Source organism: Saccharopolyspora phatthalungensis, assembly GCF_014203395.1.
Classification (GTDB): Bacteria; Actinomycetota; Actinomycetes; order Mycobacteriales; family Pseudonocardiaceae; genus Saccharopolyspora; species Saccharopolyspora phatthalungensis.
The window spans coordinates 1,880,991-1,895,875 of the sequence record NZ_JACHIW010000001.1 but is presented as its reverse complement, the minus strand read 5'-3'; the positions used below and the strand labels follow the sequence as shown (position 1 = coordinate 1,895,875).

Here is a 14,885-nt window from a genome sequence, read left to right as displayed (position 1 = left end):
ATGACGGAAGATGGCAAGCCAGTGGCACACGACGACCGGCCGCAGCGGGACGAGGGGACCCCGCAAGGCACCCCGGAGCAAGCAGCCCAACCGACGCAGCCCGAACCGGCGGCAGAGGAGGGCCGCGGCCGGATCCGGTACCAGGATCCCGAGCACACGACGCCGCGGGAGCCGACCCTAGCGGAGCAGCGCGCCCGCATCGCCGCCGAGAAGCGCCGCGACGAACAGCACCAGGCCGAGCTCGAAGCCGCAGCGCGCAAGACGCAGAAGCGGCGCCGCATCATGATCGGCGGCGGCGCGACAGTCGGCGTCGTCGCGCTGGTCGCCGCGATGTACAGCGCGTCAGAGATCAGCAACGAGGCCAACGCGGTCACGCAGTATTGCGCGTCCGATCAGGGCGGCCAACCGGTCGCGGCGAACGACCAGAACTGCGACGAGAACTACGTCAGGTCGCACGGCGGATACATCGACCACGGCAGCGGTTTCGTCTTCATGCCGCTGTTCCTCGGCGGCCCCCCGGTGCCCCAGTACCGCTACGCCTACACCGCGCCGGGCTCACCGGCGCCTGCGGTCGGTTCGCCGGCGACGGGGTCGACCTTCGCCAAGCCGTCCGACTCGACGATCAAGAGCAAGACCGGCTCCACCATCCAGCGCGGTGGGTTCGGCATCAACAGCAAGAGCGGCAGCGGCGGGAGCTGACGAGTGCGGCGCAGGACTTCAGCGCGACGACCGGACTGGCAGGCCAAGGTCGAGGAGCTCGGGCTCGTCTTCGGCACGCCCGCGCGTGCGGCGGATGGCACGGCGCGGCCCTACTGGGATGAGGGCGTGCACTACGAGTTCAGCCTCGACGAGGTGCTGTCGCTGGAGGCCGACGTCGAGTTGCTGCAATCGATGTGCCTGGACGCCGTCGATCACGTCGTCACCACCGAGCGCTACAAGGACTTCGGCATCGCGGAGTGGGTCTGGCCGCACATCGCCGAATCCTGGAGGCGGCACGACCCGCACCTGTACGGCCGGTTCGACCTGCGCTACGACGGCAGCGGCCCGGCGAAGCTGCTGGAGTACAACGCCGACACCCCGACCTCGCTGCTGGAGGCGGCGGTCGTGCAGTGGCACTGGCTGACCGAGTGCCACGAGGGCGACGACCAGTGGAATTCCATCCACGAGCAGCTCGTCGCGCGCTGGGGCGAGATCAGCGAGCAGCTGGCCACCAACGAGGTGCACTTCACCTGGTCGTCCGCGGACGTCACCGGCGAGGACAACCTCACCGCGGCCTACCTGCAGGAGACGGCGGCGGAGGCGGGGCTGGACACCGTCGGCCTACCCATCGAGGAGATCGGCTGGGACGGCCTGCTGGAGCGCTTCGTCGATCTGGAAGAAGCGCCGATGAACTCGGTGGTCAAGATCTATCCCTGGGAGTGGATGGTCGACGACGACTTCGGCAAGCACGCCGTCAAGACCCTGCCGGCCACGCAATGGGTCGAACCGCTGTGGAAGATGCTGCTGTCCAACAAGGCGCTGCTGGCGGTCCTGTGGGAGATGCATCCCGGGCACCCGAATCTGCTGCCGACGTTCCTCGACCAGCCCGGCCTGCTCACCGAGTACGTGCGCAAGCCCCGGTTGGGGCGGGAGGGCAACAACATCGCGATCGTCGCCCCGGGTTGGGAGACCGAGACCGGCGGCGTGTACGGCGAGGAGGGCTACGTCTACCAGGCGTTTGACCCGCTGCCCGAATTCGATGGCATGCGCCCGGCGCTCGGTGCCTGGGTGGTCGGCGATTCCTCGGCGGGCCTCGGCATCCGCGAGACGGCGGGCCTGATCACCGACGACGGCGCTGCCTTCGTCCCGCACCGCATCCCCGCCATCTCCTGAGGGGCCGCTGGCCCACCCTGCGGGTGGGCACGTCGATGGCGCGAGCTACGCTGACCAGCTGTGATCGACCTGAAGACGCTACGCGATGATCCGGAAGCGGTGCGCGCTTCGCAGCGCGCGCGAGGAGAAGACGCGTCCCTGGTGGACGCGCTGCTGTCCGCCGCCGAGCGTCGCAGGTCCGCGGTGTCCCGGGCGGACAACCTGCGCGCGGAGCACAAGCAACTCGGCAAGCAGGTCGGCAAGGCCAAGGGCGAGGAGCGGGAAGCCCTGCTGACCCAGGCAAAGGAGCTCGCCGCGCAGGTCAAGGACGCCGAGGCGGAGCAGTCGGCGGCCGAGGACGAGCTGCTGCGGTCGCAGAAGGCCGTCTCCAACATCGTCGAGCCCGACGTGCCGCCGGGCGGCGAGGACGACTACGCCGTGCTCAAGCACGTCGGGGTCCCGCCGGAGTTCGACTTTGAGATCAAGGACCACTTGGAACTGGGCATCGCGCTCGGCGCCTTCGACATGGAGCGCGGCGCGAAGGTTTCCGGTGCCCGCTTCTACTTCCTGACCGGCGTCGGCGCGCAGCTGGAGCTGGCGCTGCTGAACATGGCCGCCGCCCAGGCCACCGCCGCCGGTTTCACCCTCGTCGTGCCGCCGGTGCTGGTCCGCCCGGAGATCATGGACGGCACCGGATTCCTCGGCGCGCACGCCACCGAGGTGTACCGGCTGGAGGATGACGACCTCTACCTGGTCGGCACCTCAGAGGTTCCGCTGGCCGGCTACCACGCCGGCGAGATCGTGGACTTCTCGGCGGGGCCGCTGCGCTACGCGGGCTGGTCGACGTGCTTCCGCCGGGAAGCCGGTTCTTACGGCAAGGACACCCGCGGCATCATCCGGGTGCACCAGTTCAACAAGCTTGAGATGTTCGTCTACTGCCGGGATGACGAGGCACGCGACGAGCACCAGCGGCTGCTGGGCTGGGAAGAGGAGATGCTCGCCAAGATCGAGGTGCCCTACCGGGTGATCGACACGGCGGCCGGGGATCTCGGCGCGAGCGCGGCCCGCAAGTTCGACTGCGAGGCGTGGGTGCCGAGCCAGCAGACCTATCGCGAGCTGACCTCGACGTCAAACTGCACCACGTTCCAGGCCCGGCGGTTGAACATCCGCTACCGCGACGAGGATGGGCGCCCGCAAACCGCGGCCACGCTCAACGGCACGCTGGCCACTACCCGCTGGATCGTCGCGATCCTGGAGAACCACCAGCAGCCGGACGGCTCGGTGCGGGTGCCGGAGGCGTTGCGCCCGTTCCTCGGCGGCCGGGAAGTCCTCGAACCCAAGTGACGTTCACCGGGTGAACGCCCGGGAGCGGTTCGCGGCACCTCGAAGTGCTCCCGGGCGGCGACCTGACGAGGCGGAACCCGCCGAGGCGGTTCAGGCGGCCTTGGTGATTTCGGCGGCGAGGCCCCGGTCGAGGGTGGCGCGGACCAGGGCGGCAGCCAGCCGGGCGAGGTCGGGACCCTCGACGAGGTCCGCGAGCCGGTGCGGGGCGGTGGGCAGGCCGAGCTTCTCCGCTCCCGCCAACGCCTTCTTGTCGAAGAACGGGCGGAGTTCGGGCCAGACCAACTGAACCTCGCGGCAGAAGATGTCCGCGCCGGCCGGGCCGAGCCGGGGCAGCGCGGTGAGTTTGTCCCGCAGCACGTCGATGTCCCCGTCGGCCTTCGCCCGCAACCGCCGGAGGTCGCCGTGGTACTCGTCGAGCAGCGCCCGCGCGCCCTTGCCGAGCGCCGTGGAAGTGCTTTCGTCGTACCGCACGTAGTGCCCGCGATCGAGCGCTTCGACCCGCTGCTGCCAGGTCGCGTCGCACATCTTCTGCGGCGTCCCGAACTCGGCGAGCTCGCGCGCGGCCGAGACCGCGAGCTCCGCCTTGATCCGGGTGGACATCAACACGGCCAGCACCAGCAACCGGTACAGCGGGGCGGGTTTGTTCGTCAACGAGATCCCGGCCTGCTCGGCGTGGGTGGTGCCCGCCTCGTCCAGCAGGTATTGCACGATGTTCTTCGCCGACATCGTCACCACCTCCTGCAGCGGGCCTACCCGGCGGATCCGGCGGGCACACCTGTGCTCGCGGCGAGGGCTCGACACCGGATTTATGGTGGGAGCGTGTCGGAAGCACCTGGCGATGAGCAGGCCCTCGCACTGGCCGGTCTCGGCGATCGGATTCGCCGGTTGCGGGGCGCGCGCGGACTGGACCAGGCCGAGTTGGCCGAGCAGGCCGCGCTCGACGTCACGCACCTGGTGAACGTGGAACACGGTGACACGACGCCGTCCTTGGCCGTATTGGCCCGACTGGCCACAGCGCTGGACGTTGAGCTGTCGGAACTACTCACCGACACCAAGCCTGGGCCGGCCGTGACGGTGTTGCGCGGCAACGAGGTACCGACGGTCGACACCGAGGGGATGGCGCTGCAGGTGCTGACCCCGCGCGCCGTGGTTCCCGGCCTCTATGCCGCCCGCTACCGGATTTCGCCGACCGGCGACGGCGTGCGACCGGTTCAGCACGAGGGGCATGACTGGCTGTACGTGCTCAGCGGGCAGCTGCACGTCGAGTTCGACCAGGGGGCGACGACCTTGAGCGCCGGGGACAGCGTGAGCTTCAGCGCCCGGGTGCCGCACCGGCTCTCGGCGTTAGGCGAAGAACCTGCCGAGCTGCTGGCAGTCGGGGCGACGCTGCCGGCATCGCCCCGCGGTGACCTCGGTACGGCTTGATCGTTCCCGATGCGCGGTGCTGTGCATCCCGAACCGGTCGATCACAGTTCCGGGAGGACCTCGGAGGCGATCTCCTCGACGGTGGCTTCCTTACCCGCGTAGGGCTCCTCGGCCCGGGGCCAATGCGTGATCACGTCGGTGAAGCCGAGCTCCGCGGCCCGGCCCACCACGTCCCGGAAGTTGTCCACACTGGACATCGAATAGACCGGTGCCGCGTCCACCTGCAGGTACTTGTCGACCGTCGCAGGGTCGCGGCCCTGCTCGGCGAGCACGTCGGCGAAGCGCAGCGACAATTCGGCGACCGATCGCCACCATGCCTCCAGGTCCTCGGCCTGGTGCCCGGTGGTCACCCAGCCCTGACCGTACTGGACCGCCAGCCGCATCGACCGGGGCCCGTTGGCGGCGACGACGAAAGGTAGCCGGGGCAACTGAACGCAGCCGGGTGCCCGGTGCGCATGGACCGCCGAGTAGTACCGGCCGGAGTACTCGGTGCCGTCGCGGGTGAGGATCTGGTCGAGCAGCTCGACGAACTCGGTGAACCGGTCGACCCGCTGCCTGGGCGACAGTTCGGCGTAACCCAGGACTTGCGTGTCGAATCCGATGCCGCCGGCACCGACGCCGACCGTGATCCGTCCGTCGGAGATGTCGTCGAGCGCGGTCAGTTCGCGCGCGAAATGCGCCGGATGCCGGAAGTTCGGCGACGCGACCAGCGTGCCCAGCCGGATCGTCGAGGTGACCGCGGCGGCCGCCGTCAGCGTCGGGATCGCATCGAACCAGGGCTTGTCCACCAGGGACCGCCAACCCAGATGGTCGTAGGTCCAGGCGTGGGCGAAGCCGTACTCCTCGGCCATTCGCCACAGCGGCTCGGCGGCCCACCATCGGTATTCGGGCAGTATCACGATCCCAACGCGCACGCTGTTGACCGTACTGGTCCGACCCCGCGCTTATCGACCCGATCGGGTGACGGCCAGACGTGGCAGGGATCGCGTCGGCGGGACGGTCGGCACGAGGCAGGATGACGAGGTGCGCAAACCTGGCCTGGTGGCATCGGACGTGGACGGCACCCTGCTCGACCCGATGGAGCGGGTGAGCCGGCGCACCGCGCGGACGGTGCAGCGGGTGGTGGCCTCGGGTACGCCGTTCGTCCTGGTCACCGGGCGTCCACCGCGCTGGATGCCGATGGTGGTCGAGGGTCTGGGCGTGGCCGGCGTGGCGGTGTGCGCGAACGGTGCGGTGCTCTACGACGCGGCCGCCGACCGGGTGCTGCACAGCCACGTGATCGATCCCGTGCTGTTGCACGACGTGGCGCGCGAGCTACGGCACGAATTGCCGGGCTGCGCGTTCGCCGTGGAGCGGACCACCGACGGGGCGCGGGACCGGCCGCACGAACAGTTCCTCGCCGAGGTCGATTTCCGCCGCGTGTGGCCGAATTCGGACATCCGGGTGGCCGGCACCGACGAGCTGACCGGCAAGCCGGCGGTCAAGCTGCTGGTCCTGCACGACCACATGACCAGCGCGGAGATGGCGGCGGTGGTCGCCGAGGTGCTCGGTTCGCAGCTCCAGTTGACCTACTCGACCGGCTCCGGGCTGATCGAGCTTTCCGCGCCGGGGGTGGACAAGGCGACCGGGCTGGCGGCGGTGGCCGAGCAGTTGGGCGTGGACCGGGCGGACGTGATCGCCTTCGGCGACATGCCCAACGACGTTTCGATGCTGGAGTGGGCGGGCCACGGGGTAGCGATGCGCAACGCCCACCGCGCGGCGCTCGCCGCCGCCGACGAGGTGACGATCACCAACGCCGACGACGGTGTAGCCCACGTCCTGGACCGCTGGTGGTGAGCCTGACGCCAGCGCGTCACGGCTGGTGGGCGCGTTGGAGGGTGGCCGCCCGGGCGCGGATCGCGGCGAGCTGTTCGTAGCCGCGTTGGCCGGGGCAGAGCGTCTTGCTGACGTCCCGGTGGCCGAAGATCGTCGGCAACCGCACCGGCGTGTCGGCCGGGAAGTGCGAGTTGTTCGCCGGACCCGCGATCAGCTGGGCGTGCCCATCTACGGGCACGCCGCGGGTGCCCAGCTTCCATGCGCTGGTCTCCGCGACCGACTCGATCGTGGCGCGGGAAGGCAGGACGCGGTCGTAGTTGCCCATCATCGCAACGCCGAATGTGTTGTGGTTGAAGCCCCGCGCGTGGCCGCCGATGACGTCGTTGCGCAGCCCGCCGGCCCGCCCCTCGAAAATCGTGCCGCACTTGTCGACCAGCGCGTGATAGCCGATGTCGCCCCACTTCAGCTCGACGGCGTGGTAGCGGTAGATCGCCCGCACGATGTCCGCCGACCGACGGCAGTTGTAGTCGTTGGTCCCGGCGGTGTGGTGCACCGTGATCGCCCTGGTTTCGGTGGGCTCCGGCGGCCAGGTCATCAGGTTTTCGTCGGCGCCCCATTGCGCGCGCCCGACGACCGGTGGTGCGCCGGGAATGCTCGATCGGGGTGGCGTGGCGGGCGCGCTGCCCGGGTTGATCGCGACGAGGTCCAGGTCACCGGTCACGTCCGCGCCGGCTCTGAACGCCCGCACCTGGGCGATGTAGGTTCGCCCGGTCCACAGCGGTTCGCTGCCCTGCGCCGAGTCGATCGCTTCCAGCTCCGTCCATTCCCCCCAGCCGGCGGCGTTTCGGGTGCGCACCTGGATGCTGTCCGGGGCGGGCCCGCGCCAGGTGATGCCGACCAGCTCAAAAGCGCTGTCGGAGCGCGCTTCTCGGGTGAAGTCCCGGTCTTGCGGCGTGTCGCGCAACGCGATTCGAGTGCTTGTCGTTTCGGGGGAAACCGCCGCACTGGCAGCGGGCAAAGCCGTCGCGGTGAGCAACAGCGCGATCGCAACACTGAGCCGAAGACGCATTGGCGGTACCTCGTTTCCGCGCGCGGCGGCACCTGGATCGGGGCCGGTTACGAAAGGCGAGTATGCGGTGGGTCCGGATCAGCCGCCGGTTCAACTGCTCTGGACGGGTGACGCAAGGCGTCGGCGTCCCCTGTGGACACCGTGGCCGGAAATCGGCGGATGAGGCGGAAGTAGGCGACGGCCACGGCGATCAGGAAACCGATGCCGAGCAGCGTGTAGGCGTTGCCGACGACCTGTTGCGAGAACGTCCAGTCCAGCTCGCGGTCGTCGGTGTTGGGCAGGTACCACTGCGGACCGACGAGCACCGTGAGCGCGCCCAACCCAACGCTCAACAACACGCCGTACCAACGATGCCGCAACGACATGGCGAACAGCAGCGCCAGCGTCGGCCCGGCCCACACCCAGTGGTGCGACCAGGAGATCGGCGACACCAGCAGCACCAGCACGGCGTTGATCATCAGCGCCAGCGGCACGTCGGCCACCCGCAGCGCGTACCGCATGCCGAGCACCGCCAGGACGAGCAGCAGCGCCGAACCGGCCAGCCACAGCGAGTTCAGCGCGAACCCGGTCAGCTCCTGTTTCGCCAGCAGGCTGCGCAACGTGAGGTTCCCGGCGTAGACGGTGCCGAAGGAGTCGCCCGTGGACAGCATCTTGTCCAGCCACCAGTCCGCCGAGTCGCGCGGCGCCGCGACCAGCCCGATCACCACGGTGGCGGCGAAGGTCAGGCCGGTCACGGCCATCGCCCGAAAGTCCCGGCGCAGCAGGAACAACAGCAGGAACCCGAGCGGCGTCAGCTTGATCGCCGCCGCGATGCCCACCAGCAGCCCGCGCGGCCACCTGGTGCGCGGCAGCAGGCAGTCGGCCGCGACCAGCGCCATCAGCACCAGGTTGATCTGCCCGTAGTTGATCGTCTCGCGGGCCGGTTCGATCAGCGTGAACCACGGCATCAGCAAGGCGGTGGCCACGGTCACCTGCCCAGCGTGCGGCGCGAGATAGCTCGACGACCGGGCCAGCGAGTAGGCCGTGACGAGGATCGCGACGTGCGACAGCACCGCCACCAGCACCACGGCGCCGCCGACCGACAACCAGGTCAGCGGGATGAACAGCAGCGCGGCGAAGGGCGGGTAGATGAACGGCAGCGTCGCGTAGTCCGGGGTCTCCGGCGTCAGGTCGTCGCCGTACACCGGGTAACCCTTCAGCCACGCGCGGGCACCGAGCCGGTAGATCTCGGTGTCCAGGTAGCCGCGGGTGTCGATCCAGTGCACGAACCAGATCGCGAGGATCTCGATAATGATCGCCGCGATCAGCAGGAACCGCCCACCACGCGCGCTTACCAAGCCGATGCTCACCGCTCTCAGAATCCGGCGCCCGCACCCGCGCCGGACATCGGCCGGCGGCGAGAGTGGGGCGCGCCGACGCCGGGCGCGATGCTACCCAAAGCACGACTCGCCGACCGGGTCGCCTGACGGGTAATAACAATCGTCAACGGATGCAAAAGGTAACTCACGAATCACCCTTCGTGGTGAGCACACGCCTAGTCAAGCCTCGTGAGGCGGCGGGCTGCGGCGATATCGACACTCTTCGTAGCCATGCGTAGCGGAGAACGTCAACGCGGTTTCGATCCGGTCGCTTGCCCCCGCTACCCTCGACGACTGTGAGCTTCGCAGGCTATGACCTGATCGTTGTTGGTTCCGGATTTTTCGGCCTCACGATCGCAGAGCGCGCCGCCACCCAGCTGGACAAACGGGTGCTGGTGCTGGACCGACGTGACCACATCGGCGGCAACGCCTACTCGGAGGCGGAGCCCGAGACAGGTATCGAGGTGCATCGCTACGGTGCCCACCTGTTCCATACCTCGAACAAACGGGTGTGGGACTACGTGAACCAGTTCACCGAGTTCACCGAGTATCAGCACCGCGTGTTCACCCTGTACCAGGGGCAGGTTTACTCGATGCCGCCGAACCTCGCCACCATGAGCCAGTTCGCGGATCGCTATTTGAGCCCGGAGCAGGCCCGCCAGTGGGTTGCCGAGCACGCCTCCGAGATCGAGGGAGACGCGGACAACGCTGAGGAGAAGGGCATTTCCTTGGTGGGGCGCCCGCTGTATGAGGCGTTGTTCCGTGGCTACACGGCCAAGCAGTGGCAGACCGACCCGCAGAAGTTGCCTGCGGGGATTATCACCCGGCTGCCGGTCCGCTACAACTTCAACAACCGGTACTTCAACGACACCTACGAGGGCCTGCCGGTCGACGGTTACACGGCCTGGCTGCGGAAGATGGCCGACCACCCGAACATCGAGATCCGGCTGAACACCGACTTCTTCGACGTGCGCGGTGAGCTGCCCGCCGACGTTCCGGTGGTCTACACCGGTCCGCTGGACCGCTACTTCGACTTCGTCGAGGGTGAGCTGGGCTGGCGCACCCTGGACTTCGAGACCGAGGTCGTGCCCACCGGCGACTTCCAGGGCACCTCGGTGATGAACTACGCCGACGAGGAGGTCCGGTACACCCGGATCCACGAGTTCCGGCACTTCCACCCGGAGCGGGACTACTACCCGAAGGACAAGACGGTCGTCGTCCGCGAGTACTCGCGGGCCGCGGAGAGCGGTGACGAGCCGTACTACCCGATCAACACCCCGGAGGACCGGCGGAAGCTGGAGGCCTACCGCGAACTGGCCAAGAAGGAGGCCAAGGAGCGCAAGGTCGTCTTCGGCGGTCGGCTCGGGACCTACAAGTACCTGGACATGCACATGGCCATCGGCTCGGCGCTGAGCATGTTCGACAACAAGATCGCCCCTTACTTCACCGAGGGTCGTTCGCTGGACGGCTCGCTGGAGGACTGACGTGACCGACCGGACCCCCCGAGAGGACCGTGCCGCCGCCGCGGGTGAAAGCAAGCTCAGCGACGTGACGTCGGTGCGCGCCGGGACCGCCGACGTGGCGTCCGAGCAGGTGCTGCAGCGGGTCGTGTTCCCGCGTGGCGAGGATCCGCTGGACGTGCGCCCGCTGTACATCGACGAGCCCGCGGCGCTGAACAGCGCCGCGACCGTCGTGTCGCGGCGCCGCTTGCTGGTGCCCGCGCACAACAAGATCTCCCTCGCCTCCTACTTCAACGCCTTCCCGGCCGGCTACTGGAAGCGTTGGACCAAGGTCGACGAGGTCGTGCTGCGGCTGAAGGTCAAGGGGGCCGGTCGGCTCGACGTCTACCGTTCGAAGGCCAACGGAGACAGCGTCCACTTGCAGGGCACCCCGGTGGCCAGCGCGGACTGGACGTCGCTGGAGTTCCGGGTGTCGCTGACGCCGTTCGAGGACGGCGGCTGGATCTGGTTCGACCTGTTCACCAACGACATCGCGTTGGAGATCGACGAGGCGGCCTGGACCACCGACGTGCCGCTGCCCAAGCAGAAGGTGCTGGTCGGCACCACTACGATCCGGCCCGCCGACTGCGTGCTCGCGCTCCAGACGCTGGGCGAGGACCCGCAGGTGATGGACGTCGTGGAGCGGGTCGTGGTGGCCGACCAGGGACCGCAGAAGATCCGCGAAACCGACGGCTTCGCCGAGGCCGCCCGGCGGATCGGCGACAAGCTCCAGGTCATCGAGCAGGAAAACCTCGGTGGTTCCGGCGGCTTCACCCGCGTGATGTACGAGGGCATCTACAACTCGGACGCCGACCAGGTCATGGTCATCGACGACGACATCGCGCTGGAGCCGGACGGCGTGCTGCGGGCGAACGCGTTCGCCCGTGCCGCCGCGCAGCCGGTGATCGTCGGCGGCCAGATGCTCAACCTGCAGGCCCGCTCGCGGCTGCACACCATGGGCGAGGTCGTTGACCTCGGCCAGGGCGTCTGGCGGGCGGCGCCCGGCGCGGTCACCGACCACGACTTCGCCAAGAAGCCGCTGCGTAAGACGACCAAGCTGCACCAGCGCATCCACTCCACCTACAACGGCTGGTGGATGTGCCTGTTCCCGCGCGAGGTCATCGAGCGCACCGGCCTGCCGCTGCCGCTGTTCATCAAGCACGACGACTCCGAGTACTCCCTGCGCGCGGGCGGACACGGGTTCCCGACGGTGACGCTGCCGGGCGCGGCGATCTGGCACATGCCGTGGACCGACAAGAACGACGCCACCGACTGGACCGCGTACTTCCACACCCGCAACCGGCTGATCCTGGCCGCGTTGCACAGCCCGGAAGAAGTCAAGGCCAACATCGTCAAGCAGGGCCTCAAGCTCACCCTGCGGCACCTGCTGTCGATGGAGTACTCCACGGTCTCGGTGCAGCAGAAGGCGATCGAGGACTTCATGGCGGGCCCGGAGGGACTGTTCGAGAGCCTGCGCACGGCCCTGCCGGAGGTCCGCGAGCTGCGCAAGCATTACGACGACGCCAAGACGCTGCCCTCGGCCCGCGAGTTCCCGCCGCCGTCGGCGGACCCGATCATGGCCGAGGGACTGCTCAAGCCGCCGGTGAACCCCGCGGTGATCGCGGCTCGCGCGTCGAAGGCACTGCTGCACAATCTCAAGGAGCCGACGAAGTCGGCCTCGGACCGGCCCCAGCTGAACGTGCCGGCCGCCAGCGCCCGCTGGTTCCTGCTGGGCAACCTGGACAGCGCCACCGTGTCGAATGCCGACGGCAGCGGGGTCGCGTTCCGGCGTCGCAACCCGGAGGAGTTCCGCCGGCTCGGCATGCGTGCGCTGGCGAACTACAAGCGACTGGGTCAGGAATGGGCCCGGTTGCGGGAGGCCTACCGCGCGGCGCTGCCCGAATTGACCAGTGCGGAGTCCTGGAAACAGGTCTTCGACCAGAAGTGATCCCGATTCACCCGGAGACGATGTGGCAGAGCTGACGACGGCGACCGCCCCCGAAGAACCGGTCGCCGCCCCCGCCGAGGAAGCACCGGCGGCGGTCACCCCCGAAACCGTCGCGCTGCGCAAGGTGCAGGGCGTCCTGGCGAAACCCGCCGCGATCAAGACGGCGCGGGCGATGTCGCTGTTCGGCGAGCACGCCGGCGGCTGGCTGGCCATCGGCGCGGTCGGCGCGCTGGTGGACCGCAACCGCCGCGGCGAGTGGCTGACCGCCGCCGCCGGGGTCGCCGCCGCGCACGCGGCGTCGATCGCGGTCAAGCGGGTGGTCCGGCGGCGTCGGCCGTCCGACCCCGAGGTGCAGGTGCTGGTGGGCACGCCGAGCAAGTTGAGCTTCCCGTCCTCGCACGCGACGTCCACGACGGCCGCCGCCGTGCTCTACGGCGGGTTGGCGGGCAAGAAGCTGACCCCGGCGCTGGTGCCGCCGATGATGGTCAGCCGGCTTGTCCTGGGGGTTCATTATCCGAGCGATGTGGTCGCCGGTTCGGCGCTCGGCGGTGCCGTGGCGTGGGGCGTGCGGCGATTCATGAGACGGCGGAGGAACCGTGGCTGACAAGAACGAAACCGAGGTCGACACCGGCAAACCCGATGCCTCGGCCGAGGCCGACGCGGCGGACAGCAACGGTGCCCACGTCGGCGACGCGGTGCTGGCGAGCTCCGGCGACTCCGACGCGGTCGCGGAGCCGGAAGAACAGATCGCTCGGGCCAAGCGGGTCGAGGTCGAGGCGGACGCGGAAGGCACCATCGGCGCCGAGTTCGGTGACGAAGTACTGGAGCCGGTGGCGGCGAAGTCCGACGACATCAAGGACAAGTCCTCGGACGCCTACCACGCGAAGGTGACCGCGAAGGCGGGCACCACGGCGGGCCTGGTCTCCGGTCTGGTCAAGGAGCTGCGCCCGAAGCAGTGGGTGAAGAACGTCCTGGTGCTGGCCGTGCCGTTCGCGGCGGGCCAGATCCTGAACCCGGTCGTCCTGGGGCATGCGGTCGTCGCGTTCATCGTGTTCTCGATGGCCGCGTCCGGCATCTACTTCGTCAACGATGCGATCGACGTCGAGGCGGACCGGCAGCACCCCACGAAGCGGAACCGGCCGATCGCGGCGGGCCTGATCCCGGTGCCGATCGCCTACGTGGTGTGCGTGCTGCTGCTCGGTGGCTCGCTGCTGATCTCGGGCCTGACCAGCACGCCGCTGCTTGTGGTGATGGCGGTCTACATCCTGGTCCAGCTGGGTTATTGCTTCGGCCTGAAGCACCAGCCGGTGATCGACCTGTGCATCGTGGCGTCCGGCTTCCTGCTGCGCGCCATCGCCGGTGGTGCCGCCGCGAACTTGGTCATCACGCAGTGGTTCTACCTGATCGTGGCGTTCGGTTCGCTGTTCATGGTGGCGGGCAAGCGCTACGCCGAGGTCAAGCTGGCGCTGGAGACCGGCGCGAAGATCCGCAAGTCGCTGAAGGCGTACTCGCCGTCGTACCTGCGATTCGTGTGGGCGATCGCGGCGGCGATCACGATCATGTGCTACGCGCTGTGGGCGTACGCCATCCAGGAGGACGAGGCGTCCCGGTGGGGCCTGATCTCGATCATCCCGATGGTGATCGCGATCCTGCGGTACGCGGTGGACATCGACAAGGGAGTGGCGGGTGAGCCGGAGGAAGTGGTTTTGAAGGACAAGGTCCTGATGGTCCTCGGCGCGGTCCTCGCGGGCTGTCTCTTCCTGGCGTTCTACCTGTAAGGACCGAACCAGCAGCGCCCCCGGCCGAAACCCGGTCGGGGGCGCTGCTGTGCGTGCGCCGCAACCCGATGACCAGCGACACCACCGGGTGAGTACGGCACAATGACCGAGTACAGGTACCTGGCCTGAGGAGGAGGGCGCGATGAGCGCTGTGGCGTGGCCGGACCACCTACTGTCCTTGGAAGACTGGGCCGCTCTTCCAGAGGACAACAGCCATCGCGTTGAACTAGTCGAAGGGACCCTTCACGTGAGTCCTCGGCCGGTGTCCTACCATCAGTGGGCCCTGATGGAACTCGGTTACCAACTGCGCGCGCAGCTGCCGAAATCGCTCGTTGCGTTGCCCGAGGTCGAGGTTGTGCTGTTCGAGTACCTGGCAACCGTACGGATTCCTGATCTTGTGGTCGTGCCGGTCGAACTGGCCAGCAAGAATCCGGCGCGCTTCCGGGCGTCGGAGCTGGAGCTGGCGGTCGAGGTGGTTTCGCCGGGTTCGGGGCGGACCGATCGGGTCTTGAAGTTCGCCGAGTACGCCGAGGCCGGAATCCCCAACTACTGGATCGTGGATCTCGAAAAGCCGACCAGTCTGGCCGCGTACGTGCTCAAGAACGGGCATTACGTTCTTGTCACCGAAAGCGCGGCCGCGGTGGATGTGGAGTCGCCGGTCGCACTTACCGTCGACCCGGCGGCGTTGTTGTCGCGGTGAGGCAAGGCTTGTTCATTCCATGATCATCCGCAGGGCGTCAGGTGCTACTGGGCGGAACCCTGGTGGAGACCCTTGCGTCCTTCGTGATCGAAGACGGC

General features: G+C 68.6%; 14 protein-coding genes. 10 read left to right on the top strand and 4 right to left on the bottom strand.

Going from position 1 to position 14,885, the window contains the following annotated elements; genetic code table 11:
* Genes BJ970_RS08430 through serS form a run of 3 tightly spaced genes read left to right on the top strand, consistent with a single transcriptional unit; the run spans position 1 to position 3,195 of the window.
* On the top strand, positions 1 to 699 hold the full coding sequence (locus BJ970_RS08430; protein ID WP_184725661.1) for a hypothetical protein: 699 nt from the start codon (positions 1 to 3) through the stop codon (positions 697 to 699).
* Positions 700 to 702: 3 nt separating this feature from the next.
* Positions 703 to 1,872, top strand: coding sequence for a glutathionylspermidine synthase family protein (locus BJ970_RS08425; RefSeq protein WP_184725659.1), 1,170 nt, complete (start codon positions 703 to 705; stop codon positions 1,870 to 1,872).
* A gap of 60 nt (positions 1,873 to 1,932) precedes the next feature.
* On the top strand, positions 1,933 to 3,195 hold the full coding sequence (gene serS, locus BJ970_RS08420) for a serine--tRNA ligase (protein ID WP_184725658.1): 1,263 nt from the start codon (positions 1,933 to 1,935) through the stop codon (positions 3,193 to 3,195).
* Between the two features lie 90 nt (positions 3,196 to 3,285).
* Here the strand turns inward: serS and BJ970_RS08415 are convergent, their stop codons facing one another.
* On the bottom strand, positions 3,286 to 3,921 hold the full coding sequence (locus BJ970_RS08415; RefSeq protein WP_184728955.1) for an endonuclease: 636 nt from the start codon (positions 3,919 to 3,921) through the stop codon (positions 3,286 to 3,288).
* A gap of 93 nt (positions 3,922 to 4,014) precedes the next feature.
* Between BJ970_RS08415 and BJ970_RS08410 the strand changes: the two genes are divergently transcribed.
* Positions 4,015 to 4,620 (top strand): helix-turn-helix domain-containing protein, encoded by a 606-nt coding sequence (locus BJ970_RS08410; protein ID WP_184725656.1) that lies wholly within the window; start codon positions 4,015 to 4,017, stop codon positions 4,618 to 4,620.
* Between the two features lie 41 nt (positions 4,621 to 4,661).
* Here the strand turns inward: BJ970_RS08410 and BJ970_RS08405 are convergent, their stop codons facing one another.
* Positions 4,662 to 5,534 (bottom strand): LLM class flavin-dependent oxidoreductase, encoded by an 873-nt coding sequence (locus BJ970_RS08405; RefSeq protein WP_184725654.1) that lies wholly within the window; start codon positions 5,532 to 5,534, stop codon positions 4,662 to 4,664.
* A 109-nt stretch (positions 5,535 to 5,643) separates the two neighbouring features.
* Between BJ970_RS08405 and BJ970_RS08400 the strand changes: the two genes are divergently transcribed.
* A complete protein-coding gene (locus BJ970_RS08400) occupies positions 5,644 to 6,456 on the top strand; it encodes an HAD family hydrolase (protein ID WP_184725652.1) in 813 nt (270 codons plus the stop codon).
* Positions 6,457 to 6,472: 16 nt separating this feature from the next.
* On the opposite strand, the gene BJ970_RS08395 is transcribed toward BJ970_RS08400, so the two are convergent.
* Positions 6,473 to 7,504 carry a peptidoglycan recognition protein family protein gene (locus BJ970_RS08395; protein ID WP_184725650.1) on the bottom strand — a complete coding sequence of 344 codons (1,032 nt, stop codon included), beginning with the start codon at positions 7,502 to 7,504 and terminating at the stop codon, positions 6,473 to 6,475.
* A gap of 47 nt (positions 7,505 to 7,551) precedes the next feature.
* Entirely contained in the window at positions 7,552 to 8,853 is a 1,302-nt protein-coding gene (locus BJ970_RS08390; RefSeq protein ID WP_184725648.1) for a glycosyltransferase 87 family protein, read from the bottom strand.
* A 305-nt stretch (positions 8,854 to 9,158) separates the two neighbouring features.
* Here BJ970_RS08390 and glf point away from each other — a divergent pair, with 305 nt between their 5' ends.
* The 5 genes from glf to BJ970_RS08365 all read left to right on the top strand — a co-directional run bounded on the left by glf (position 9,159) and on the right by BJ970_RS08365 (position 14,787).
* Positions 9,159 to 10,346 carry a UDP-galactopyranose mutase gene (gene glf, locus BJ970_RS08385; RefSeq protein WP_184725646.1) on the top strand — a complete coding sequence of 396 codons (1,188 nt, stop codon included), beginning with the start codon at positions 9,159 to 9,161 and terminating at the stop codon, positions 10,344 to 10,346.
* A gap of 1 nt (position 10,347) precedes the next feature.
* The gene (locus tag BJ970_RS08380) at positions 10,348 to 12,309 is read left to right on the top strand and encodes a glycosyltransferase (protein WP_184725644.1); all 1,962 of its coding nucleotides are present in this window, start codon (positions 10,348 to 10,350) and stop codon (positions 12,307 to 12,309) included.
* A gap of 22 nt (positions 12,310 to 12,331) precedes the next feature.
* Positions 12,332 to 12,913, top strand: coding sequence for a phosphatase PAP2 family protein (locus tag BJ970_RS08375; protein ID WP_184725642.1), 582 nt, complete (start codon positions 12,332 to 12,334; stop codon positions 12,911 to 12,913).
* A gap of 217 nt (positions 12,914 to 13,130) precedes the next feature.
* On the top strand, positions 13,131 to 14,087 hold the full coding sequence (locus tag BJ970_RS08370) for a decaprenyl-phosphate phosphoribosyltransferase (RefSeq protein ID WP_221467662.1): 957 nt from the start codon (positions 13,131 to 13,133) through the stop codon (positions 14,085 to 14,087).
* A gap of 142 nt (positions 14,088 to 14,229) precedes the next feature.
* Positions 14,230 to 14,787, top strand: coding sequence for a Uma2 family endonuclease (locus tag BJ970_RS08365; protein WP_184725638.1), 558 nt, complete (start codon positions 14,230 to 14,232; stop codon positions 14,785 to 14,787).
* The last annotated feature ends 98 nt before the right edge of the window (positions 14,788 to 14,885 follow it).